20 protein-coding genes are annotated in these 22,282 nt (G+C 72.4%); 11 read left to right on the top strand and 9 right to left on the bottom strand.

Annotation, left to right across the window (positions count from 1 at the left end):
- Window positions 1-188: 188 nt before the first annotated feature.
- The gene (locus ACFY3J_RS25670) at window positions 189-1,394 is read left to right on the top strand and encodes a threonine aldolase family protein (protein WP_390841813.1); all 1,206 of its coding nucleotides are present in this window, start codon (window positions 189-191) and stop codon (window positions 1,392-1,394) included.
- Between the two features lie 859 nt (window positions 1,395-2,253).
- Entirely contained in the window at window positions 2,254-3,360 is a 1,107-nt protein-coding gene (locus tag ACFY3J_RS25665) for a DUF5937 family protein (RefSeq protein ID WP_384174971.1), read from the top strand.
- A gap of 91 nt (window positions 3,361-3,451) precedes the next feature.
- On the opposite strand, the gene ACFY3J_RS25660 is transcribed toward ACFY3J_RS25665, so the two are convergent.
- The 3 genes from ACFY3J_RS25660 to ACFY3J_RS25650 form a co-directional block, all read right to left on the bottom strand.
- Complete coding sequence (locus ACFY3J_RS25660) at window positions 3,452-4,120, bottom strand: AAA family ATPase (RefSeq protein WP_384174969.1); 669 nt, start codon at window positions 4,118-4,120, stop codon at window positions 3,452-3,454.
- A 32-nt stretch (window positions 4,121-4,152) separates the two neighbouring features.
- Window positions 4,153-4,824, bottom strand: coding sequence for a response regulator transcription factor (locus ACFY3J_RS25655; protein WP_141359589.1), 672 nt, complete (start codon window positions 4,822-4,824; stop codon window positions 4,153-4,155).
- A 97-nt stretch (window positions 4,825-4,921) separates the two neighbouring features.
- On the bottom strand, window positions 4,922-6,127 hold the full coding sequence (locus tag ACFY3J_RS25650) for a sensor histidine kinase (RefSeq protein ID WP_384174966.1): 1,206 nt from the start codon (window positions 6,125-6,127) through the stop codon (window positions 4,922-4,924).
- Window positions 6,128-6,394: 267 nt separating this feature from the next.
- On the opposite strand from ACFY3J_RS25650, the gene ACFY3J_RS25645 reads away from it, so the two are divergent.
- Window positions 6,395-7,375, top strand: a complete 981-nt coding sequence (locus ACFY3J_RS25645; RefSeq protein ID WP_390841830.1) for an SAM-dependent methyltransferase — start codon at window positions 6,395-6,397, stop codon at window positions 7,373-7,375.
- Here the strand turns inward: ACFY3J_RS25645 and ACFY3J_RS25640 are convergent.
- Window positions 7,340-8,491, bottom strand: coding sequence for an NADH-quinone oxidoreductase subunit D (locus ACFY3J_RS25640; RefSeq protein ID WP_384174963.1), 1,152 nt, complete (start codon window positions 8,489-8,491; stop codon window positions 7,340-7,342). The two genes, ACFY3J_RS25645 and ACFY3J_RS25640, sit on opposite strands and share 36 nt — an antisense overlap.
- A gap of 31 nt (window positions 8,492-8,522) precedes the next feature.
- On the opposite strand from ACFY3J_RS25640, the gene ACFY3J_RS25635 reads away from it, so the two are divergent.
- The gene (locus ACFY3J_RS25635) at window positions 8,523-9,029 is read left to right on the top strand and encodes a PH domain-containing protein (protein WP_384174961.1); all 507 of its coding nucleotides are present in this window, start codon (window positions 8,523-8,525) and stop codon (window positions 9,027-9,029) included.
- A gap of 83 nt (window positions 9,030-9,112) precedes the next feature.
- Window positions 9,113-10,450, top strand: a complete 1,338-nt coding sequence (locus ACFY3J_RS25630; protein WP_384175080.1) for a PH domain-containing protein — start codon at window positions 9,113-9,115, stop codon at window positions 10,448-10,450.
- A gap of 83 nt (window positions 10,451-10,533) precedes the next feature.
- On the opposite strand, the gene ACFY3J_RS25625 is transcribed toward ACFY3J_RS25630, so the two are convergent.
- Together ACFY3J_RS25625 and ACFY3J_RS25620 are read right to left on the bottom strand one after the other, a co-directional pair.
- Window positions 10,534-11,952, bottom strand: a complete 1,419-nt coding sequence (locus ACFY3J_RS25625) for a hypothetical protein (RefSeq protein ID WP_390841812.1) — start codon at window positions 11,950-11,952, stop codon at window positions 10,534-10,536.
- Window positions 11,953-12,136: 184 nt separating this feature from the next.
- Entirely contained in the window at window positions 12,137-13,264 is a 1,128-nt protein-coding gene (locus tag ACFY3J_RS25620) for an alpha/beta hydrolase (RefSeq protein WP_390841811.1), read from the bottom strand.
- A gap of 214 nt (window positions 13,265-13,478) precedes the next feature.
- Between ACFY3J_RS25620 and ACFY3J_RS25615 the strand changes: the two genes are divergently transcribed.
- The 6 genes from ACFY3J_RS25615 (at window position 13,479) to ACFY3J_RS25590 (ending at window position 18,643) form a co-directional block, all read left to right on the top strand.
- Window positions 13,479-15,314, top strand: a complete 1,836-nt coding sequence (locus ACFY3J_RS25615; RefSeq protein WP_390841810.1) for a phosphatidylglycerol lysyltransferase domain-containing protein — start codon at window positions 13,479-13,481, stop codon at window positions 15,312-15,314.
- Between the two features lie 101 nt (window positions 15,315-15,415).
- The gene (folP, locus tag ACFY3J_RS25610) at window positions 15,416-16,372 is read left to right on the top strand and encodes a dihydropteroate synthase (protein WP_384174953.1); all 957 of its coding nucleotides are present in this window, start codon (window positions 15,416-15,418) and stop codon (window positions 16,370-16,372) included.
- A complete protein-coding gene (locus ACFY3J_RS25605; RefSeq protein ID WP_376503281.1) occupies window positions 16,369-16,872 on the top strand; it encodes a nuclear transport factor 2 family protein in 504 nt (167 codons plus the stop codon). The genes folP and ACFY3J_RS25605 overlap by 4 nt, the downstream gene beginning before the upstream one ends.
- A gap of 249 nt (window positions 16,873-17,121) precedes the next feature.
- Window positions 17,122-17,481: a dihydroneopterin aldolase gene (gene folB, locus ACFY3J_RS25600; RefSeq protein WP_141359598.1), complete on the top strand. Its 360-nt coding sequence runs from the start codon at window positions 17,122-17,124 to the stop codon at window positions 17,479-17,481.
- Complete coding sequence (gene folK / locus ACFY3J_RS25595; protein ID WP_384174950.1) at window positions 17,478-18,089, top strand: 2-amino-4-hydroxy-6-hydroxymethyldihydropteridine diphosphokinase; 612 nt, start codon at window positions 17,478-17,480, stop codon at window positions 18,087-18,089. Before folB ends, folK begins: the two co-directional genes overlap by 4 nt.
- Before the next feature lie 65 nt (window positions 18,090-18,154).
- Window positions 18,155-18,643, top strand: a complete 489-nt coding sequence (locus tag ACFY3J_RS25590) for a DUF3180 domain-containing protein (RefSeq protein WP_384174948.1) — start codon at window positions 18,155-18,157, stop codon at window positions 18,641-18,643.
- 56 nt (window positions 18,644-18,699) lie between these two features.
- Here ACFY3J_RS25590 and folE read toward each other — a convergent pair whose 3' ends face one another.
- The 3 genes from folE to hpt all read right to left on the bottom strand — a co-directional run bounded on the left by folE (window position 18,700) and on the right by hpt (window position 22,210).
- Window positions 18,700-19,305 carry a GTP cyclohydrolase I FolE gene (gene folE, locus ACFY3J_RS25585; protein WP_225076908.1) on the bottom strand — a complete coding sequence of 202 codons (606 nt, stop codon included), beginning with the start codon at window positions 19,303-19,305 and terminating at the stop codon, window positions 18,700-18,702.
- A 120-nt stretch (window positions 19,306-19,425) separates the two neighbouring features.
- Window positions 19,426-21,465, bottom strand: a complete 2,040-nt coding sequence (ftsH, locus tag ACFY3J_RS25580) for an ATP-dependent zinc metalloprotease FtsH (RefSeq protein WP_225076909.1) — start codon at window positions 21,463-21,465, stop codon at window positions 19,426-19,428.
- A gap of 184 nt (window positions 21,466-21,649) precedes the next feature.
- Window positions 21,650-22,210 carry a hypoxanthine phosphoribosyltransferase gene (gene hpt, locus ACFY3J_RS25575; protein ID WP_141366386.1) on the bottom strand — a complete coding sequence of 187 codons (561 nt, stop codon included), beginning with the start codon at window positions 22,208-22,210 and terminating at the stop codon, window positions 21,650-21,652.
- Window positions 22,211-22,282 lie beyond the last annotated feature (72 nt).

The following is a 22,282-nucleotide window of genomic DNA, read 5'->3' as shown; positions in this document are numbered from 1 at the left end:
ACCTTCCCGTTCCAGTCCGCTCGGGGTACCGGACGATTTCTCGTCATGTTAACGCGATCGGTTCCGGGGGCGGTCCGGTCGCCCACGGGCTGTGGGTCGGCCCACAGTGCCGCGGGGCGGGAGACGACCGGCCGCGGGGCGGGAAATGAGGGTGACCGCCGTGTCCCGGACGCGCGATGATCCGGGACATGAGTGATACGGCGGAGCAGGACGCACGGGACGCACGGCTCGAAGAGCGCGTCCCGGACGGGGAGCGGCACAAGCGGCTTCGGGAACGGCGCGCGGGCGCGTGCCGGAGCGCGGAGCGCGTGCTGGCGCGCCCCGGGTTCCTCGGGACGCTCCGGGAGCGGCTGGCGCTGCTGGACGGCGCGCGGGAGGTGTACGACCTCGACGAGGCGTCGGACATGTACGGCAACGGGGTCGTCGAGGCCCTGGAGGAGAAGGTCGCCGGCCTGCTCGGCAAGGAGGCCGCCGCCTTCTTCCCGACCGGCACCATGGCCCAGCAGGTGGCCCTGCGCTGTTGGGCGGGCCGCACCGGCAACCCGGCGGTCGCGCTGCACGCGCTGGCCCATCCCGAGGTGCACGAGAGGCAGGCCTTCAGCCAGGTCGCCGGGCTGCGGCCGGTGCGGGTGACGAGCGAGCCGCGCCAGCCGACCGCCGAGGAGGTACGCACCCTCGACGAGCCCTTCGGGACGCTGATGCTCGAACTGCCCCTCAGGGACGCCGGGTTCCTGCTGCCCACGTGGGAGGAGCTCCTCGAACTCGTGGACGCGGCACGCGAGCGGGACGCGGTGGTGCACTTCGACGGCGCGCGCCTGTGGGAGTCCACCGTGCACTTCGGCCGGCCGCTGGAGGAGATCGCGGACCTGGCCGACAGCGTGTACGTGTCGTTCTACAAGTCCCTCGCCGGTTACGGCGGCGCCGCGCTCGCCGGGCCGCGGGAGCTGGTGGAGGAGGCCAAGGCCTGGCGGCACCGGTACGGCGGCAACGTCTTCCAGCAGTTCCCGACGGCGCTGTCGGCACTGGCCGGGCTGGAGCGGGAGCTGCCCCGGCTGCCCGAGTACGTGCGGCACGCGCGCGTGGTGGCCGCCGCGCTGCGCGAGGGGTTCGCCGCGGCGGGGCTGCCCTGGAGCCATGTCCACCCGGCCGAGCCGCACACCCACGAGTTCCAGGTCTGGCTTCCGTACGACGCCGAGGCGGTCGCCCGGACCGCGATCCGGACCGCGGAGGAAACGGGCACGATGCTCTTCACCGGCGGCTGGGACGCCCCGGCCCCCCGCCTGGCCCGCACCGAGGTCTCCGTCCGGGCCGAGGGCCTGGCCTGGACCGCGGCCGACGTACGAGCAGCGGTCGCCGACTTCACCGCCCGCCTCCCCAAGGAGCCCGACGAGTAACCCACCGGCCCCACCGAGCCGCATCCACCCACGGTCCGGACGACCACCCGGGACACCACGGGGAACGCCGCCCGTCCCTCGGCTCGCGCACACCACTCGCCGCCCGCGCACGTCGACCGCGGGCATCGAGCGCGGCACGGACGGCGACCGCGGCACGCACGGGGGCGGATGGGGCGCGGGGCGGGCGGCGGGCCGGGCAGCGAGCCGGGCGGGGCGCGGGCGACGGGCGTGCCGGACCGCCACGCCGGACGTCCCGGGTCTGTTCCGGACTACCGCGCAGAACGCCGCCGGTCCCTCAGCTCGCGCACCACTCGCCGCTCGCGTACGCCGGCCGCGGGCAGCGCGCGGCACGGACGGCGGCCGCGGCGGCGGGGGGCAAGGGCAGCGAGCCGGGCGCGGGCGGGCGGACACAAACGGCGGGCGAGGGCCGGACCGCCACGCCAGGCATCCCACGTCTGCGCCGGGATACCGCACAGAACGCCACCGGTCCCTCAGCTCGCGCACCATGCCGCTCGTGGGCCCGGCGCGGGAGGGCGCGGGTGTCCGGCGTGGGCGGGCCGCCGTGTCGTCGGTTGGCCCTGGGCTGGGCCCGGCGTCGGCGGAGCGGTCGGGAACGGCGGGCGCCGGCGGAGACCGCCACGCCAGGTGTCCGAAGACTGCGCCAAGACGCCAGGTACAGAGCGCCGACAATCCTGCTGTTCGGCCACCACCAGCCGCTGGCAGGCAGCGGGTGGGGCAGGCGCGGGCTGGGCCTGGGTGGGCCGCCGTGCTCGTCGGTGGGGGTCGGGCCGAGGCGTTGGTGGGGCGGTCCCGGGCGGTGGGCGGCGGTGTTGTCAGTGGGGGCGGGCACCATGGGGGCATGAGCGTGCGGATCGATATCGCGGGGCTGCGGCCGGAGAGGGTCGCCGTCGTGCCCGCGCCCCTGGCCGAGCTCTGCATGGCGCTGCACGCGCTGTCGGAGCCGGGGCACCACCCCGGTCTGCAGGGCTGGGTCACCGGCGTCACCGCCCGGCTCGACTCGCACCTGGCCGACCGGATGTGCGAGGCGGACTTCCTGTGGCGGACGACGTTCTCCGACCTCTTCCTGCCGTGCGCGGGCGTGCCCGGCGGCTCCACACTCCCGGGCGCGACGCTCGCCGACGAGCTGGACATCCTCGACAAGCTGTCCGACGAGCAGTTCGTGGACGCCGCCCTGGAGTTCACCTGCGCCCTGCCGTACGGCCTGCCGGGTCCGGGACCGCTCGCCGACGCCGGTCTTCGCCGCCGCGCCGTGGAGCTGGCCGCGGCGCGCGGGCCGCAGCAGGTGCGCTTCACCGAGCGGCTGCTTGCCGACCCGCCGCGCATCAGGGCCTGGCTGCGGCAGTTCCTCGAGGACTGCGACGAGGCGTTCTTCGCGCAGACCTGGTCCCGGCTGCGCCACCAGCTCGCGGCCGACACCCGGCACAAGACGGAGCTGCTGCGCCGCAAGGGCCTGACCGAGGCCCTTGCGGCGGTGTCCCCGGCGGTGACGCTGGACGAGGCGGCCGGCCGGATCACCGTCGACAAGCTGGGCGAGGGCCGCACGGCCACGGCGGAGGGCGGCCTGCTGCTCGTGCCGACGAGCCTGGGCTGGCCCCACCTGATGGTGCTGCACCGGTACGGCTGGCAGCCGGTGCTGCACTACCCGGTCGGCTCCCCGGAGCTCGCCGCCCCGCCCTCGGTGGAGCAGCTGACCCTGCGGATGACCGCCCTGTCCCACCCGGTGCGGATGCGGCTGTGCCGCAGCCTGGCCCGCAGTGCGTTCACCACCAGCGAGCTGGCCCAGGTGCACGGCATGACCGCGCCGGAGATATCCCGGCATCTGAGCCTGCTGAAGAAGGCGGGCCTGGTCACCACCCGGCGCCGGGGGCGGTACGTGCTGCACCAGCTGGACGTCGCGACGGTCGCCCGGCTGGGCAGCGACTTCCTCGAAGGCGTGCTGCGCTAGCCAGTGCTGTGACCGGAAAGGTTCACCGGCTCGCGACGCCCGGCACGGCACCTCGCCGCGGGCTTCCCGGCAAACCTTTCCGGTCACAGCGCTAGTCACCCGAGCCGGAGTCGAGCGTGCGCCGGGGCCCGTCGAACCGGATGTGCCGGACGCCGACCTTCGCCTGCCGCAGCCGTGTCCGCAGCGGGCCCTCGGTGTTGGGCCGCAGCGTCAGGCCGGCCAGGACGGCGATCCGGTCCGCGGTCTTCGGCACGGTCGAGTGGTCGGTCCACAGGTGCTCGGCGAACTCCGGCTCGCGCAGCCGCTCGAGGCAGTCGTCGAGCTGCCGGACGGCCCAGCTCTCCCGGCCCGGACCGGAGTTCTTCCCGGCGACATACCCGAGGAGGTGCCCGAACCCGCGCTCCCGCAGCCGCCTCAGAACGGTCTCGCGTTCCGCGAGGAGCGTGAAGTGCCGTACGTCGTGGCCCAGTTCGCGCAGCCGCCCGACGGTCTCGGCGAACTGGCCGGAGTCCGTGACGGTCATGGGGGCGATCACGACCCCCTCGTGCCGGGTGAGGGCCAGGTCCAGGACCTCCACCACCCCTTGCCGCCAGGCCACCAAGTCCCTGAAGTCCGCGCGCAGTTCGGGTGGCAGCATGCGGCGCAGGCCGAACCCGGCATGCTCGGGATCGCAGACGACGCTGCCGGGCAGACGGCGCTGGATCTCGTGTGCGGTCTGTGTCTTGCCGCCCCCGAAGGGGCCGTTGATCCACAGGAGCATGCGCAGACCCTACCGACGGCCGCGTACGCCGTTCAGCCGTGTCCGCCGGCCCGGACGAGCCCCGTCTCGTAGGCCAGGACCACCACCTGCACCCGGTCCCTCAGTCCCAGCTTGGTCAGGATGCGGCCCACATGGGTCTTCACCGTCGCCTCGGACAGCACCAGCCGGGCGGCGATCTCGCCGTTCGACAGGCCCTGCGCGACCAGGACCATGACCTCGCGCTCGCGCTCGGTGAGCCGCTGGAGCTCCTTGTGCTGGGGCTCCTTGCCGGCCGTGGGCAGCATCGGGGCGAACCGGTCGAGCAGCCGGCGGGTGGTGGAGGGCGCGACGACGGCGTCGCCGCTGTGCACGGAGCGGATCGCGGCGAGCAGGTCGCCGGGCGGCACGTCCTTGAGCATGAACCCGGAGGCGCCCGCCTTCAGCCCGGAGAAGGCGTACTCGTCCAGGTCGAAGGTGGTCAGGATGAGCACCTTCGGCGGGTCGGGCTCGGAGCAGATGCGGCGGGTGGCCTCCACACCGTCCAGCTTCGGCATGCGCACATCCATCAGCACCACGTCGACGGCGGTGGCGCGCAGCACCTGGAGGGCCTCGACACCGTCGCCCGCCTCGGCGACGACCTCCATGTCCGGCTGGGCGGCGAGCACCATCCGGAATCCCGTGCGCAGCAGCACCTGGTCGTCCACGAGCATCACGCGGATCGTCATCGGGGTCCTCTTCCGTTCGTCATCGGCGGTTCCGGTCCGTTCGTCATCGGCTGGCGGGGCGGGTGCGTGACCGGGGTCAGCGGGGTGTGCGCCGGCGTCAGTGCACCGGTTTGAGCGGCAGCAGGACGCTGATGCGGAAGCCTCCGCCGGGGCGCGGACCCGCGTCCAGGGTGCCGCCCACCATGCCGACGCGTTCGCGCATGCCGATCAGGCCGTGCCCCTCGCCGTCGGCGCCACCCTCCTCGTACAGCTCGTGCGGCGCGCCCTTGCCGTCGTCCTCGACGAGCAGTCCGAGGCCGTCGTCGAAGTAGACCAGGCGCACGCTCGCGCCCGCGTTGGGTCCGCCGTGCTTGCGGGTGTTCGTGAGGGCCTCCTGCACGATGCGGTACGCGGTGAGCTCGACCCCGCTGGGCAGCGGGCGCGGGGTGCCCTCGATCCGGAAGTCGACGGGCAGTCCGGAGCCCCGGCACTGCTCGACGAGGTCCTCGATCTGGTCGACGTCGGGCTGCGGTACGTACTCGCCGCTCTCCTGGTGCTCGCCGGTGCGCAGCACGCCCAGCAGACGGCGCATCTCGGCGAGGGCCTGGCGGCCGGTGGAGGAGATCGTCTCCAGGGCCTTCTTGGCCTGGTCGGGCGCGGCGTCCAGGACGTAGGCGGCGCCGTCGGCCTGCACCACCATCACCGACACGTTGTGCGCGACCACGTCGTGCAGCTCGCGCGCGATCCGGGCGCGTTCGGCGGCGACCGCGACCTTGGACTGCGCCTCGCGTTCCTTCTCCAGACGGGCGGCGCGCTCCTCCAGCTGCGCGAAGTAGGCGCGGCGGGTGCGCATGGAGTCGCCGAGCACCCAGGCGAGGGCGAACGGCACCGTCTGGAAGATGGTTATCGCGACGTTGCCCAGGGCGCTCGCGTCGTGCTGCGGCCAGCGCATCTGCGCGAGGGTCGCCGCGCACAGCCCGCCGGCCAGGGCGAACCGGGAGGCCCAGCGGGCGCCTATCGCGGCGACCGTGTAGATGATCACCAGCATGGCGAAGTTGGCGACCATCGTCTCGACGTCCAGGACGAGCTGCGCCACACCCGCCGCGCCCGCCAGCACCAGCATCTTCTCCGGCACCCGGCGGCGCAGTGCGACGACCACGCACAGCACGAAGGACAGCGCCAGGGCCGCGCCGACCGAACCGTGGTGGCCGGGCACCCCGTTGATACTCGACACGCTCACGCCGGAAAGCCCGAGGAGGATGAGGGCCCAGGAGCCGTCCACCCACATCGGGTGCCTGCGGAGGAAGTCATAGAGGCGCTGCACGTAACCCAGAGTAGGGAAGCGGCACAGGTGTGGGGGTCAACCGGAGGGCCGATCCGCACGGGCCCCTCGTACTCCCCAAGGTGGAGGCAGTGATCACCTGTGCGCCTCGCTCCGCCGGGCGGACCCTAGTCTGTCGGGGTGGCGGACGACACAGCGGGCAGCACCGCGCGCACCACGGCCGGCAGCACCGGGCGCACTACGGCGCAGAGCGCGACGGAGGGCAGGGCCGAGGAGTGGCGCGGCTGGCGGGCGGCGACCGAGGAGGCCCTGTACGGGCCGGACGGCTTCTACCGGCGGCCCGAGGGCCCGGCCGGTCACTTCCGTACGTCCGTGCACGCCTCGCCGCTGTTCGCGGCGGCCGTGGCGCGGCTGCTGTGCCGGGTCGACCGGGCGCTGGGCCGCCCGGCGGCGCTCGACTTCGTCGACATGGCGGCCGGGCGGGGCGAGCTGGCCGCGGGCGTGCTCGGCGCGCTGCCGGCGGACGTGGCGGCACGCACGCGCGTGCACGCGGTCGAGATCGCCGCCCGGCCGGCGGGCCTGGACGACCGGATCGCGTGGTCGGGGCAGGCCCCGCGGGGGATCACCGGGCTGCTGTTCGCCAACGAGTGGCTGGACAACGTGCCGCTGGAGGTCGCGGAGGTGGACTCCGCGGGCGTACCCCGGCAGGTCCTGGTCCGGCGGGACGGCGCGGAACGGCTCGGGGAGCCGCTGTCGGGGGCGCGGGCGCGGTGGCTGGCCCGGTGGTGGCCGCTGCCCGCCGAGCAGGGCCTGCGCGCGGAGATCGGGCTGCCCCGCGACACCGCCTGGGCCGACGCGGTCTCGCACGTCGAGCGGGGCCTCGCGGTCGCCGTCGACTACGCCCACACGGCCGCCGCGCGACCGCCCTTCGGAACGCTCACCGGCTTCAGGGGAGGCCGGGAGACGGCGCCGGTGCCGGACGGGTCGTGCGACATCACGGCGCACGTCGCCCTGGACGCGTGCGCCGCGTGCGCGCCTCCGGGCTCCCGGCTGCTGACCCAGCGCGAGGCCCTGCGCGCCCTGGGAATCACCGGCGTACGCCCCTCGCTCACTCTCGCCTCCACGCACCCCTCGGAGTACGTACGCGCCCTCGCGCGCGCCGGGGAGGCCGCCGAACTCACCGCGGCGGGCGGGCTCGGCGACTTCGGCTGGCTGGTGCAGCCCGTCGGCCTCGCGGAGGCGGACGCGGCGGCCCTACTTGTCGATGTCCCCGACCACGAAGAACATTGAGCCCAGGATGGCCACCATGTCCGCCACCAGCGTGCCCGGCAGCAGCTCGGTGAGCGCCTGGATGTTGTTGTACGACGCCGAGCGCAGCTTCAGCCGGTACGGGGTCTTCTCACCCTTGCTGACCAGGTAGTAGCCGTTGATCCCGAGCGGGTTCTCGGTCCACGCGTACGTGTGCCCCTCGGGTGCCTTGAGGACCTTCGGCAGCCGCTGGTTGATCGGGCCGGGCGGCAGCTCGGCCAGCCGGTCAAGACAGGCGTCGGCGAGGTCCAGCGCGTTGTGGGTCTGCTCCAGCAGGCACTCGAAGCGGGCCAGGCAGTCGCCCTCCTGCCGGGTGACCACCTTCAGGGTGTCCTGCACCTCCGCGTACGCCAGGTACGGCTCGTCGCGGCGCAGGTCGAAGTCGACGCCCGAGGCGCGCGCGATGGGACCGCTCACGCCGTAGGCGTGCACGGCCCGCGGCGTCAGGACGCCCACGCCCCGGGTGCGGCCCCGGAAGATCTCGTTGCCGAGCACCAGGTCGTCGAAGACGTCCATGCGCGAGCGCACGGCGGCCACCGCGGCACGCGCGCGCGTGGCCCAGCCGGCCGGCAGGTCCTCCTTCAGGCCGCCGACCCGGTTGAACATGTAGTGCATCCGGCCGCCGGAGACCTCCTCCATGACGTTCTGGAGGACCTCACGCTCCCGGAACGCGTAGAAGACCGGGGTGATGCCGCCCAGCTCCAGCGGGTAGGAGCCGAGGAACATCAGGTGGTTGAGCACCCGGTTCAGCTCGGCGAGCAGGGTGCGCGTCCACACCGCGCGCGGGGGCACCTCCATGCCGAGCATCCGCTCCACGGCGAGGACCACGCCCAGCTCGTTCGAGAAGGCCGACAGCCAGTCGTGGCGGTTGGCCAGCATGATGATCTGGCGGTAGTCCCGTGCCTCGAACAGCTTCTCCGCGCCGCGGTGCATATAGCCGATCACCGGCTCGGCGCGCATGATGCGCTCGCCGTCCAGCACCAGCTTCAGCCGCAGAACACCGTGCGTGGACGGGTGCTGGGGCCCGATGTTGAGCACCATGTCGGTGCTCTCCGCGGCGCCGCCGATCCCGACCGTGGTCTCCGTCGTGGGAGTCATGGACACAGTCTCTCGTACGTACGCTTGCCGCATGGAAACGGGGATCCCGGAGGACGAACGGGCGGCGGCCGAGGGCGAGCCGGCGTGGCGGGCGCTGCCGCGCGGCCTGCTGCGGATGCGCCGGCTGCTGCTGGTGGTGTGGATGGGCCTGTTCGCCCTGGCCGCTGGGGTGCTGCCGGGTCTGCTGGCCGGTCCCGCCTGGTCGGCGTTCGCGCTGCTGCCACTGGCGGTGATGGCGTGGGGCTGGGTGCTGCTGGGCCGCAACTGGCGCTCGTGGCGGTACGCCGAGCGCGCCGACGACCTGCTGATCAGCCGGGGTGTGCTGTGGCGCGGGGAGACCGTCGTGCCCTACGGGCGGATGCAGCTGGTCGAGGTCACCTCCGGGCCCGTCGAGCGGCACTTCGGGCTGGCCACCGTGCAGCTGCACACGGCCGCCGCCGCGACCGACGCGACCATCCCCGGCCTCGACCCGGCCGAGGCGGAACGGCTGCGCGACCGGCTCACCGAACTCGGCGCGGCACGATCGGCGGGGCTGTGACGGCGGCGGAGGACGAAGAGGCCGCACGCGAAAAGGCCGCACGCGCAGAAGCCGTACCCGAAGAGGCCGTGAGCGACGGGGACATGTCCGAGAAGGCCGTGAGCGACACGGCCGTGCGCGACGGGCGGCCCGTGACCGAGCGGCGGCTGCATCCCGTCACGCCCCTGAGACGGGCGTGGGCGCCGGTCGCCGTGCTCACGGGCTGGGCCGTGCACGACCCCGACCAGGCGCAGCGGCACCTGACGCGGCTGACGACGACCACGCTGCTGATCGGGCTCGCGGTCGTCATACCCGTGGCCGCCCTTTACGGCTTCCTGTCCTGGTGGTTCACGCACTTCGCGGTGACCGGCACCGAACTGCGCATCCGTACCGGGCTGTTCTTCCGCCGCACCGCGCACATCCGGCTGGAGCGGATCCAGGCCGTCGACGTCACCCGGCCGCTGCTCGCCCGGGTCGCGGGCGTGGCCAAGCTGAAACTCGACGTCATAGGGACGGACGAGAAGGACGAACTCGCCTTCCTCGGCGAGGAGGAGGCCCGGGCGTTGCGCGCCGAACTGCTCGCGCGCGCGGCCGGGTTCGCGCCCGAGACGGCGCACGAGGTCGGCGAGGCACCCGCGCGGGAGCTGGTGCGCGTACCCGGGCGCGTGATCGCCGTCTCGCTGCTGCTGACCGGCGCGACCTGGGGATCGCTGGTCGCCGCGGCCGTCGTACCGCCGCTGCTGTGGCTGGCCACCCACAGCCTGTGGACGGTGCTCGCCGCCGTCCTGCCGCTGCTCGGCAGCGCCGTGGCGAACAGTGCGGGGCGCTTCGCCGCCGAGTACGACTGGCTGGTGAGCGAATCGCCCGACGGGCTGCGGATCGACCGGGGACTGCTGGACCGCACGCACGAGACGGTGCCGCCCGGGCGGGTGCAGACCGTGCGGATCGTGGAACCGCTGCTGTGGCGGTGGCGCGGCTGGGTGCGGGTCGAGTTGGACGTCGCCGGGTCGTCGAACTCCGTGCTGCTTCCGGTCGCTCCGCGGGAGGTCGCCGAGTCGGTGATCGCCCGGGTCCTGCCCGGGGTGACGGTGCCGCGGGCCACCGACCTGCTCCGGCCGCCGCGGCGCGCCCGGTGGTGCGCGCCGGTGTGGTGGCGCGGGCACGGGATCGCCGTCACCGACGCGGTGTTCGCCGCGCGGCACGGACTGCTGCGGCGCCGGCTCGCGCTGGTGCCGCACGCGAAGGTGCAGAGCGTAAGGCTTCGGCAGGGGCCCTGGCAGCGCGTGTGGGGCCTCGCCGGCGTGCACGTGGACAACGGGGCCGACAAGACCGTGACGGCCCGCCTGCGGGACGCGCAGGAGGCGGCCCGGCTGCTGCGGGCCCAGGCGGAGAGGTCGCGCACGGGCCGCCGGAGCGCACGACCGGACCGGTGGATGACCTGACCGGGGGATGACGGGCCGGGGGACGAAACGAGCGCGACGCCGGGCGGGCGCCCGGCGTCGCGGTGTGGCGTGGGGGACGGCCGTCAGGAGGCCGCGGTGCGCAGCCCCGGAAGGTCGATCCGTTCCGTCTCGTCGTGGGCCGTCAGGTCGATGATCTGACGGCCGGCGGCCGGCGCGTCGGCGTCGGCCGGCTTGTACTGGGACTCGGCCTCCGCCTTGTGCAGGGCGAGCGCCTCCCGGCCCACCACGTCGGCGAGGTCGTCGTTCCGGACGGTGCCCGGCCCGGTTTCCGCCGCTTCCTTCTTCGTGCCGAAGAAGTCGAATCCGCCCTCGACCAGCGGGCGCCGCGCGGGCGCGGCCGGTACGACGGCCACCGCGGTCGGCACGGTGAAGTGCCCGGAGGGCTGTTGCGGCGCGGCCTTGGCCGGCTCGACCGCCGTGGCGGAGGGGGCCGGTGCGGCCTGCTCCCCCGAATCGGCGGCGGTGGCCCGGTCGGCGGGTCCGGCGGGTCCGGCGGGTCCGGCGGGTCCGGCGGGTGCGGCGGGTGCGGCGGGTGCGGCGGGTGCGGCGGGTGCGGCGGGTGCGGCGGGTTCAGCCACCCCGGTCGCCTCGGCGGGGTCACTCGGGTCGGCCGCCTCGACCGCCTCGGTCATCTCGGTCATCTCGACCGTGGCGGCCGCGTGTTCGGGCGTCTCGCCCGTCCCGGTCTCCCGCGCGGGATCCGGGTCGCCGTCGCCGTCACCGTCCGCCGTTACGGCCGTCTCCCGGACCGGGTCGGTCTCCGACGCCGTGTCAGCTTCCTCGGAGGAGCCCGTCTTCGTGGCCTCGTCCGTCCGCGCCGCCCGGGCGCCGCCCTTGCCCAACCGCGACAGCGCGGCCTCGGCACGCAGGTACAGCTCGGACCCCTCCGGGGAGAACACGGCGGGAGCCGCGGCCCCCGGCTTCTTCTCGGTGGGCCCGGTCGCGGGGGCCGCGGACTCGTGCGTCTCCGTGCCCGCGGGGTCCGGAGCGGCCGTCGGCGCGGCGGGCAGCGCGAGCATGTCGGAGCCGGTCTCGATCTCCAGCAGGCGGCGGCCCTCCAGCGCGCTCGCGCGCTCGGTCTCCGCCGTGGCGTACCGCCGCAGCAGCGACGCGTGCTCGTTGCGCAGCCCCGCGAGCTCCGTGCGCTTGGCGCGCAGCTTCTGCTCGAGGCGGCCGCGCAGTTCGCGCGATTCCTCGAGGTCGGTCTCGAGTTCGGCGACCCGTTCCTCGAATCGCCACTCGTCGCTCGCACGCGCGCGCGTGAGGTCGGCTACCCGCCGACCGGCCTGCGCGTCCCAGCGGCGCATGACGAACGCGCCGAGAACAGCGGTCACCGCGGCGGTCCCGGCGAGCAACCGCAGCACCACCGCGTCCGTGAACGCCCAGGGACCAAGGGCGCAGACGACAGCGACGCCGGCGATCGCCGAGGAAGGCAACAGCCTGTGCAGGGGTGGGGAATGGCGGTGACGTCCACGTGGCATGGCCAGAAACTTACCGCGCGTACGCGAATCATGCCGGGCCGCCCCGCAAAAAGACAGCCATAACGAAACCTTCATGCGTCAGCGGAAGTTCCGGCCGCGTTTTCCTCCGCTTCTTCCCTCGCCTTCCGTCGCTCCGGCCCGCTCGCCTTCCTTCACTTCCGCCGCCGTTTCAACAAGATCATTTTCAGTGGTCGCCGAGCAGGCCGCTCAACCACTGCAACGTCGCCGGGATCTCGCGCCGCCAGGTGTTGAAGTTGTGGCCGCCGCTGTCGAGGATGATGGACGCGATCCGCGTCCTGTTCGTCGCCTTCACCGCGTCGATGAACCTGAGCGTGGACCTGTAGTTGTTCTCGCCGAGCCTGCTGCTGGTAACGAGCAGCGAAGTGTCGGGCGCCGCCAGGTGCTTGATGCTCCACATCAGATCGGCACGATTCCGCAGACTCCTGTCCCCTTGAAAAAGATCACCCGTGGTCGGGTCGGTGGGCGCCTTGTAGTACGGGGACAGGCCCGCGCCCGCGGCATACACCTCGGGATGGTGCAGGGCGAGTTTCAGCGCGCAGTAACCGCCCGTGGAGTCGCCGACGATGCCCCAGCTGCCCGGTTTCTTTCCGACCCGGTAGTGCGCGAGAACCGCGTCCGGCAGATCCTTGGCGAAGAACGACTCGGTCTGCGGACCGCCCGGGATGTCCACGCACTCCGTGTCACGCGGCGGCGCCACCGTGGGCCTCAGCATCACCAGGATCATCGGCTGCATCCGCCCGGTCCTGGCGAGTTCCTGCGCGGTGTGCGGGTAGCGCAGCTTGCTGATCAGCGACTGCGCGGTGCCCGGGTAGCCGGTGAGGACCACGGCCGCCGGGAAGGTACGGGTCCGGTACTGCGGCTGGAAGTACTCCGGGGGCAGGTAGACGAACGCGGGCGAGGCGATGTGCGTCGTACGGCCCACGATGCCGACCTGCTGGATCTGCCCGGAGACGTCCGGCCGGTCGCCGTTGTCCAGCCGCACCCGCTGGGTGCCGATCACCTGGAGGGGTCCGCCGGTGCGGCCGTGCGCCGAGTTGTCCATGACAACCCCGGGCGCGTTCTCCTGCCCGAAGAGGTCCGCCCAGCTGGCGTAGAAGCCGAAAGCCTGGTTGGCGGCGAGTCCGACGCAGGCGAAGATCGCCACCTGCGTGGCCAGCAGAATGCCGACGCGTCCGGTCACCGCGCGCCAGGTGCTGCGGGCCAGACGCGGCCAGAGCCACACCGTGCCGACGAACAGCAGCACGGCGCAGAGGATCGCCAGTGCCAGCACTTTGTTGCTCATGAGACCCATGGGCTTTCCCTGCCTGCGCTCCCCGCCCAGGGCCCGCCGACGCTTCCTTGCGAGGGCTTGCCCCGGGCTTGCCTTGGGCTTTCCCTGCCCTTTGACCCGACTTTCCGGTGGGGAGTGAACCTCTCTCCCCGAGACACCGTCCTAGAGGGCGCAATGTCGCCGGATGCCCGGATCGGCACCGGATTCAAGGTCTCTCGCAGAACTACGGGATGCGATGTCTGTCAGGATAGATGGGGAATTGTCGGACGGGGTTCCGGACCGATCGAGCAGGGTGCGGCGCATACTCCGCGGCCCGCGCCCCGAGGCCGTCCCCGTGCTGGTCGGCAGGGCCTGCGCGGTCGTCGGTCTCCTGGACATCGCCGCGGGGGTCTTCCCGCGCTTCCGGCACAGCCGCATGCACGCCCTGGCCGAGGTGCTGCCGGGCTCGTTCGGCCCGTTCGCCGCGGCGCTCTCGCTCAGCGTGGGCGTGCTCCTGCTGCTGCTCGCGCACGGTCTGAAACGGCGCAAGCGCCGGGCCTGGCGCGCGGCCGTGGTCCTGCTGCCGGCCGGTGCGGCGGCGGAGTTCGTCTACCGGCACTCGATCGTCGGGGTGGTCATCTCGCTGGCGCTGCTCGCGCCGCTGCTGATCCACCGCGGCGAGTTCGCCGCGCTGCCGGACCCGCGCAGCCGCTGGCGGGCCCTGGCCAACTTCGTCCTCATGAGCGCCGGCTCACTGGCCCTGGGCATGGTCATCGTCAGCGTGCACACGCACCGCATGGTCGGCGACCCCAGCGTGGCGGACCGGCTGACCCATGTCGTCTACGGCCTGATCGGCTTCGAGGGCCCGGTGGACTACCAGGGCAACACCTCCTGGACCGTCGCCTTCTCCCTCGGCGCCCTCGGCTGGCTCACCGCCGTCACCACCGTCTATCTGGCCTTCCGGCCCGAGCACCCGGCGGCGCGCCTGACCGAGGAGGACGAGACCCGGCTGCGCGAGCTGCTGGCCCGGCACGGCGGCCGCGACTCCCTCGGCCACTTCGCGCTGCGCCGCGACAAGGCGGTCGTGTTCTCCCCCAGCGGCAAGGCGGCGGTGACGTACCGCGTCGTCTCGGGCGTGATGCTCGCCAGCGGCGACCCCATCGGCGACGTCGAGGCCTGGCCGGGCGCCATCGAGCGCTTCATGGACGAGGCCAAGGCACACTCCTGGACGCCCGCCGTGATGGGCTGCTCCGAGACCGGCGGCGAGGTGTGGACCCGGGAGACCGGTCTGGACGCCCTGGAACTGGGCGACGAGGCGGTGGTCGACGTCGCGGATTTCTCGCTCGCCGGACGTGCGATGCGCAACGTCCGCCAGATGGTCAAGCGCATCGAGCGAGCCGGCTACGAAACCCGGGTGCGGCGCATCCGTGACCTCGGCGGCACCGAGCTGGAGCGCGTCCGGCGGGCCGCCGAGGACTGGCGCGGCACCGACACCGAACGCGGCTTCTCCATGGCGCTCGGCCGGATCGGCGACCCGGCCGACGGCGATTGCCTCATCGCCACCGCCCACAAGCAGGACGAGGAGCCGGGCGAGTACGGCGATCTGAAGGCGATCCTGCACTTCGTGCCGTGGGGCGGGGACGGCGTGTCCCTGGACCTGATGCGGCGCGACCGCTCGGCCGACCCCGGCATGAACGAACTGCTGATCGTGGCGGCGCTCCAGGCCGCCCCGAAGTTCGGCATCACCCGCATATCCCTGAACTTCGCGATGTTCCGCTCGGCGCTGGCGCGGGGCGAGAAGATCGGCGCGGGCCCGGTGCTGCGCGCCTGGCGCGGGCTGCTGGTCTTCCTCTCCCGCTGGTTCCAGATCGAGTCGCTGTACAAGTTCAACGCCAAGTTCCAGCCCCGCTGGGAGCCGCGGTTCGTCGTCTACCGCGCCTCCTCGGACCTGCCCCGCATCGGCTTCGCCGCCATGCAGGCCGAGGGCTTCGTCGACCTCGCCCTGCCGCTGCCGCGCTTCCTGCGCCGCCGCTCCGCCGCCCGGAGCGCCTGCGCGCACTCGGTGGCGGAAGGGGACGTGCGCGCGGCATGACCCCGGACCGGCCCGGGCGGACCTCCCGCCCCCTCCAGCACAGGGAGGCTTCGCCCGGGCCACAGCACGAGGGGGCCGGGGACGGGGCCTACGCTGAACGTATGAGCAACTTCAGCGGGCGCGGCCGCGTGGCGGGCCTTCCGACGTGGGGCCGGTGCGCGGTCATGGGGGTCGTGAACGTGACCCCCGACTCCTTCTCCGACGGAGGCCGCTGGTTCGACACGACCACCGCCGTCAAGCACGGCCTGGACCTGGTCGCCCAGGGCGCGGACCTGATCGACGTCGGCGGCGAGTCCACCCGGCCCGGCGCCACCCGCGTCGACGAGGACGAGGAGCTGCGGCGCGTCATCCCCGTGGTGCGCGGCCTCGCCGCCGAGGGCGTCACGATCTCCGTCGACACCATGCGTGCCCGCGTCGCCGAACAGGCCCTCGCGGCCGGCGCCGCCCTCGTCAACGACGTCAGCGGCGGCCTCGCGGACCCCGCCATGATCCCCGTGGTCGCGGACGCGGGCGCCCCCTTCGTCGTGATGCACTGGCGCGGCTTCCTGGAGGGCGGCAACGTCCGCGGGGTGTACGAGGACGTCGTCTCCGAGGTCGTCGACGAGCTGCACGCGCGCGTGGAGGCCGTCCTGGAGGGCGGGATCGCCGCCGACCGCATCGTCGTCGACCCCGGTCTCGGCTTCTCCAAGGAGGCCGGGCACGACCTCACGCTCCTGGCCCACCTCGACCGCCTGCGCGGGCTCGGCCACCCCGTGCTGGTCGCCGCCTCCCGCAAGCGGTTCCTCGGGCGGGTGCTGGCCGGCCCGGAGGGCGCGCCTCCGCCCGCGCGCGAGCGCGACGCCGCCACCGCCGCCGTCTCCGCCCTCGCCGCGCACGCCGGCGCCTGGGCCGTGCGCGTCCACGAGGTCCGCGCGACGGCGGACGCGGTACGCGTCGCCCGCGCCGTGGAAGAGGCACGTACCCCCGCGAGCACACCGGAGGACCGGGCGCACCGCTCCGACGACGGGGACGCGGACGGCAGACGTGGTGCGCACGGCCGCGCCGAAGGAGACCGGTGAGCGCGCCCCACACCGACGTAGAGCAGGTGGAGGCGGCCAACACCGCCTACTACGAGGCCATGGAGCGGGGTGACTTCGAGGAGTTGTCCGCGCTCTGGCTCACCCCGTCCGACCTGGGCGTCGACGAGGAGTACCACGACCCCGCCGACACCGGCGTGATCTCGTGCGTGCACCCCGGCTGGCCGGTGCTCACGGGACGCGGCGAGGTACTGCGCTCCTACGCGCTGATCATGGCGAACACGGACTACATCCAGTTCTTCCTCACCGACGTGCACGTCTCGGTGACCGGCGACACCGCCCTGGTGACCTGCACCGAGAACATCCTCAGCGGCGGCCCCGCCCCCGCGGCCGGCGGCGAGCTAGGCCCGCTGGTGGGACAGCTCGTCGTCGCCACCAACGTGTTCCGTCGCACTGGTCTCGGTTGGAAACTCTGGTCTCACCACGCCTCTCCCGTTCTGGCCGAAAACGATGGTGCCGAGGACGACGACACGCCCGCCTGAGTGGGTAGGCGCTGGAGCAGGAACGCGGAGTGGCCGGAATCACGGACTTCGGGAAAAGGGCCGCCCACCTGTCCGTGAGCAACCGGGTTCTCCAGGGGAAACACACGGTGAAACCTGCCGGGCCCGGCTCGCCCCCACCTCCCCGCAGCCCGGCTCCGTCAGTGCCCGCAGGTAGATTCGTGCCAGGCCGGTGTGCCGCCCGCACGCGGCAGGGACCGGTCGCCGCCGACGATTGCAGGAGTGATTCGCGTGGATCGTGTCGCGCTGCGCGGCCTGAGGGCCCGCGGGCACCACGGTGTGTTCCCCAAGGAACGCGAGGAGGGCCAGACCTTCCTCGTGGACATCGTCCTGGGAGTCGACACCCGGCCGGCCGCGGCCGACGACGACCTGGCGAAGACCGTGCACTACGGCATCGTGGCCGAGGAGGTCGTGGCCGTGGTGGAGGGCGAGCCCGTGAACCTCATCGAAACGCTCGCCGAGCGCATCGCCCAGGTCTGTCTGAAGCACGACGGGGTCCTGGAGGTCGAGGTCTGCGTCCACAAGCCGGACGCGCCGATCACCGTTCCCTTCGACGACGTGACCGTCACCATCACCCGGAGCCGAGTATGAACGCGCCTTTCACCAAAGGGCCCACAGACCCGACCGTCCAGCCGGTGCCCGCCTCGGTCGTCGAGAAGGTCGACGCCGCGGACACCACTCTGCAGAACCCCAAGCGAGCCGTGATCTCGATCGGCTCCAACCTCGGCAACCGCCTCGAGACCCTCCAGGGGGCCGTCGACGCCCTGGAGGACACGCCCGGCGTCCGCGTCAAGGCCGTCTCCCCGGTCTACGAGACGGAGCCGTGGGGCGTCGAGCCCGGCAGCCAGCCGTCGTACTTCAACGCGGTGGTGATCCTCAAGACCACGCTGCCGCCGTCCTCGCTGCTGGAGCGGGCCCACGCCATCGAGGAGGCCTTCAACCGGGTCCGCGACGAGCGCTGGGGGCCGCGCACCATCGACGTCGACATCGTCGCCTACGCGGAGACCGTCTCCGACGATCCGCTCCTCACGCTCCCTCACCCGCGCGCCCACGAACGCGCCTTCGTCCTCGCCCCGTGGTACGACGTGGACCCGGACGCCCAGCTCCCGGGCCGGGGCGCGGTGGCCGGTCTGCTGACCGCGCTCACCCGGGAGGGCGTCGAGCCCCGGGCGGACCTGGAACTCCGGCTGCCCGAGTAGCCGTTAAGGTCAGGGCGACGCAAGGTCTGCGACCGGCCTCGGTCCGGGGGAGCTGAAGGGACACCGTGAGAGAGCTGCGTATCAGGGTGCTGGCAGGCGTGTTCGTCGTCGCCGGAGTGCTGTCCTGGGCGGGCGCCCGGCTGTGGAACGCGGTGGGGACGCTCCCCGGCGTCCCACTGGCCGCCCCCATCGTCCTCGCCCTGATCGCCGCGGTCCTCCTGTCCACGGCGCTCTCCCTGCGGGCCCGGCTGAAGGCCCAGCGCGAGCGCCGGCCCGGTGCCAAGGGCGTCGACCCCATGATGGCCGCCCGCGCGGTCGTCTTCGGACAGGCCAGCGCCCTGGTCGCCGCCCTCGTCGCCGGCATGTACGGCGGCACGGGCGTGGCCCTGCTGGAACTCCTCGACATCCCGGCCCGCCGCGACCAGGCCGTCTACGCCGGCTTCTCGGTCCTCGCCGGCATCGCGGTGATAGCGGCCGCCCTGTTCCTCGAACGGGTCTGCAAACTCCCGGAGGACGACGACCAGAACCCGCCGGGGGCGGAACCGACGGCATGAGCCCGGCAGGTGGCGTACGCGGGTGAGCGGGCGGGCGCGGCCGGGCGCCGTCCGCGTCAGCGCGCCATGATGAGGCTCATCGCCTCGTTCCGCGTCGCCGCGTCCCTCAGCTGACCGCGCACGGCCGAGGTGATGGTCTTCGCGCCGGGCTTGCGGATGCCCCGCATCGACATGCACATGTGCTCGCACTCCACCACGACGATCACCCCGCGCGGCTCCAGGATCTCCATCAGCGAGTCCGCGATCTGGGTGGTGAGCCGCTCCTGCACCTGCGGGCGGCGGGCGTAGACGTCCACGAGCCGGGCCAGCTTCGACAGCCCCGTGATCTTCCCGCTGGTGGACGGGATGTAGCCGACGTGCGCGACACCGCGGAACGGCACGAGGTGGTGCTCGCAGGTCGAGAACACCTCGATGTCCTTGACCAGCACCATCTCGTCGTGACCCAGGTCGAACGTCGTCGTCAGCACGTCCTCGGGCTGCTGCCACAGTCCCGCGAATATCTCCTTGTACGCCCGGGCCACTCGTGCCGGGGTCTCCCGCAGGCCTTCACGGTCCGGGTCCTCGCCGACCGCGATGAGGAGTTCGCGCACGGCGTTCTCGGCACGCTTCTCGTCGAACTCTCCGAGGAAGCCCTCGCCGTCCAGCGTCACGGGGTCGGTCATGTGAAACCTCGTTCCTGTGTGTCTGATCTGCGGACATGCGAAATGCCGCGCCCCCCAGGCTAGAACCTGGGGGGCGCGGCATACATTCCGGGGCCGTTGGGCGCCCGGCGCGGGCTCCGGTCAGTTGTCCGGACGGTCCTCCGGCACCTGCTCCGTGGCCGGGGCGGGTTCCGTCGCCGTGGACTTGACGGTGCTGATCGCCGCCGTCGAGCCGTTGGCCCCGTTCGTCAGCGCGAGCTCCTTCGGGGAGAGCACCGGCGGGCGGGTGGACGGGGTGCGGCGGGAGGAGCCGGTCCAGGCGGGCCGCGGCGGCCGCTTGACGATCGGGGCGAAGATCTCGGCGATCTCCTCCTTGCCCAGGGTCTCCTTCTCCAGGAGGGCCAGGACGAGGTTGTCGAGGACGTCGCGGTTCTCGACCAGGATCTCCCAGGCCTCGTTGTGCGCGTTCTCGATGAGCTTCTTGACTTCCTCGTCCACCAGCGCGGCGACCTCTTCCGAGTAGTCGCGCTGGTGAGCCATCTCACGTCCGAGGAACGGCTCGGTGTTGTCGCCGCCGAACTTGATCGCGCCAAGGCGCTCGGTCATGCCGTACTGGGTGACCATCGCGCGGGCCGTGGTGGTGGCCTTCTCGATGTCGTTCGCCGCGCCCGTGGTCGGGTCGTGGAAGACCAGTTCCTCGGCCGCGCGGCCGCCCAGCATGTAGGCGAGCTGGTCCAGCATCTCGTTGCGGGTCGTGGAGTACTTGTCCTCGTCCGGCAGGACCATCGTGTAGCCGAGGGCCCGGCCGCGGGACAGGATCGTGATCTTGTGGACCGGGTCGGAGTTCGGCGAGGCCGCCGCGACCAGGGCGTGACCGCCCTCGTGGTACGCGGTGATCTTCTTCTCCTTGTCCGACATGATCCGGGTCCGCTTCTGCGGGCCCGCGACCACGCGGTCGATCGCCTCGTCCAGCATGTGGTTGTCGATCAGCTTCTTGTCGCTGCGGGCCGTGAGCAGCGCGGCCTCGTTCAGGACGTTGGACAGATCGGCACCCGTGAAGCCGGGGGTGCGGCGGGCGACGGCGGACAGGTCGACGTCGGGCGCGACCGGCTTGCCCTTCTGGTGGACCTTCAGGATCTCCAGACGGCCCTGCATGTCGGGGCGGTCCACGGCGATCTGGCGGTCGAATCGGCCCGGCCGCAGCAGCGCCGGGTCGAGGATGTCGGGCCGGTTGGTGGCCGCGATCAGGATCACGCCGCCCTTGACGTCGAATCCGTCCATCTCGACCAGCAGCTGGTTCAGCGTCTGCTCGCGCTCGTCGTGACCGCCGCCGAGGCCGGCGCCGCGGTGACGGCCGACCGCGTCGATCTCGTCGACGAAGACGATCGCCGGGGCGTTCGCCTTGGCCTGCTCGAACAGGTCGCGGACGCGGGAGGCGCCGACACCGACGAACATCTCGACGAAGTCGGAACCGGAGATCGAGTAGAACGGGACGCCGGCCTCGCCCGCGACGGCACGCGCGAGCAGGGTCTTGCCGGTGCCGGGCGGGCCGTAGAGCAGCACGCCCTTGGGGATCTTCGCCCCGACGGCCTGGAACTTGGCCGGCTCCTGGAGGAACTCCTTGATCTCGTGGAGTTCCTCGACGGCCTCGTCCGCGCCCGCCACGTCCGCGAACGTCGTCTTCGGGGTGTCCTTGGTGATGAGCTTGGCCTTGGACTTGCCGAAGTTCATGACCCGGGAACCGCCGCCCTGCATCTGGTTCATCAGGAACAGGAAGACGACCACGATGAGAACGAAGGGGAGCAGGGAGAGCAGGATGCCGACGAAGGGGCTCTGCTTCGACGGCGAGACCGTGTAGCCCTTCGGGATCTGCTTGTCCTGGTACTTGGTCTGCAGCGTGTTGGCGATGGTCACGCCTTGGTCGCCGATGTAGCTCGCCTGGATCTTCGAGCTGCCGTCGACCTTCTGGCCGTCCTTGAGCTCGACCTTGATGGTCTGCTCGTCGCCCGTGGTCAGCTTGGCCTGCTGGACCCTGTTGTCATTGATCGCCGCTACGACCTTGCCCGTGTCAACCGTCTTGTAGCCGCCGGACTGACCGACGACATTCATCAACACGACCACGGCAAGGACGGCCAGCACGATCCACATGACCGGCCCACGGAAGTATCGCTTCACGTCCATCCATACGGAGCGGTGTCGCCCCGTCCCTCCTGCCATAGTGAGTTTGATAAGACAGTTCTTCTGACGGTACCCCAGCATTGGGGCTCGAAGCCGCACCGTAGGGCCGACGTACCCGTCTGCTTGCTCCAACGGCTCCGGTGCCGCCGGGGTTCCCGATCACGTACCGCGCTTGAGCCCTTCGGTGTCAGCCGCCGTAGACGTGGGGTGCGAGCGTACCGACGAACGGCAGGTTCCGGTACTTCTCGGCGTAGTCCAGGCCATAGCCGACGACGAACTCGTTGGGGATGTCGAAACCGACCCACTCCACGTCGATGGCGACCTTCGCGGCCTCGGGCTTGCGCAGCAGCGTGCACACCTTCAGGGAGGCGGGCTCCCGGGAGCCGAGGTTGGAGATCAGCCAGGAGAGGGTCAGTCCGGAGTCGATGATGTCCTCGACGATCAGGACGTGCCTGCCCTTGATGTCGGTGTCGAGGTCCTTGAGGATGCGCACGACACCGGAGGACTGGGTGCCCGCGCCGTACGAGGACACGGCCATCCAGTCCATGGTGACGGGGGTGGACAGCGCCCGGGCGAGGTCCGCCATGACCATCACCGCGCCCTTGAGGACGCCGACGATCAGCAGGTCCTTGCCCGCGTACTCCGCGTCGATCTTCGCGGCCAGCTCGGCCAGCTTCGCGTCGATCTCTTCCTTGGTGATGAGTACCTTCTCGAGGTCGGCACCCATGTCTTTCGCGTCCACCCGCATCACTTTCGGTCGTCTCACCGGCGTTGACGGTCCTCCTCCGGACTCCGCGTCAGCGGGCCGGCCGAGGTTCCC

The sequence above is a fragment of the Streptomyces sp. NPDC001231 genome (genome assembly GCF_042896885.1).
GTDB lineage: Bacteria > Actinomycetota > Actinomycetes > Streptomycetales > Streptomycetaceae > Streptomyces.
This window is presented reverse-complemented; position numbering and strand designations above follow the sequence as displayed.

What these genes read in the sequence shown, in the direction of transcription:
- ACFY3J_RS25620 (WP_390841811.1), bottom strand. Translation starts at nt 13,264, where the DNA reads ATGGGTCTCATGAGCAACAAAGTGCTGGCACTGGCGATCCTCTGCGCC.
- hpt (WP_141366386.1), bottom strand. Translation starts at nt 22,210, where the DNA reads ATGCGGGTGGACGCGAAAGACATGGGTGCCGACCTCGAGAAGGTACTC.
- folK (WP_384174950.1), top strand. Translation starts at nt 17,478, where the DNA reads ATGAACGCGCCTTTCACCAAAGGGCCCACAGACCCGACCGTCCAGCCG.
- ftsH (WP_225076909.1), bottom strand. Translation starts at nt 21,465, where the DNA reads ATGGACGTGAAGCGATACTTCCGTGGGCCGGTCATGTGGATCGTGCTG.
- ACFY3J_RS25655 (WP_141359589.1), bottom strand. Translation starts at nt 4,824, where the DNA reads ATGACGATCCGCGTGATGCTCGTGGACGACCAGGTGCTGCTGCGCACG.
- ACFY3J_RS25615 (WP_390841810.1), top strand. Translation starts at nt 13,479, where the DNA reads ATGTCTGTCAGGATAGATGGGGAATTGTCGGACGGGGTTCCGGACCGA.
- folE (WP_225076908.1), bottom strand. Translation starts at nt 19,305, where the DNA reads ATGACCGACCCCGTGACGCTGGACGGCGAGGGCTTCCTCGGAGAGTTC.
- ACFY3J_RS25665 (WP_384174971.1), top strand. Translation starts at nt 2,254, where the DNA reads ATGAGCGTGCGGATCGATATCGCGGGGCTGCGGCCGGAGAGGGTCGCC.
- ACFY3J_RS25640 (WP_384174963.1), bottom strand. Translation starts at nt 8,491, where the DNA reads ATGACTCCCACGACGGAGACCACGGTCGGGATCGGCGGCGCCGCGGAG.
- ACFY3J_RS25625 (WP_390841812.1), bottom strand. Translation starts at nt 11,952, where the DNA reads ATGCCACGTGGACGTCACCGCCATTCCCCACCCCTGCACAGGCTGTTG.
- folP (WP_384174953.1), top strand. Translation starts at nt 15,416, where the DNA reads ATGAGCAACTTCAGCGGGCGCGGCCGCGTGGCGGGCCTTCCGACGTGG.
- ACFY3J_RS25630 (WP_384175080.1), top strand. Translation starts at nt 9,113, where the DNA reads ATGTCCGAGAAGGCCGTGAGCGACACGGCCGTGCGCGACGGGCGGCCC.
- ACFY3J_RS25635 (WP_384174961.1), top strand. Translation starts at nt 8,523, where the DNA reads ATGGAAACGGGGATCCCGGAGGACGAACGGGCGGCGGCCGAGGGCGAG.
- ACFY3J_RS25670 (WP_390841813.1), top strand. Translation starts at nt 189, where the DNA reads ATGAGTGATACGGCGGAGCAGGACGCACGGGACGCACGGCTCGAAGAG.
- ACFY3J_RS25660 (WP_384174969.1), bottom strand. Translation starts at nt 4,120, where the DNA reads ATGCTCCTGTGGATCAACGGCCCCTTCGGGGGCGGCAAGACACAGACC.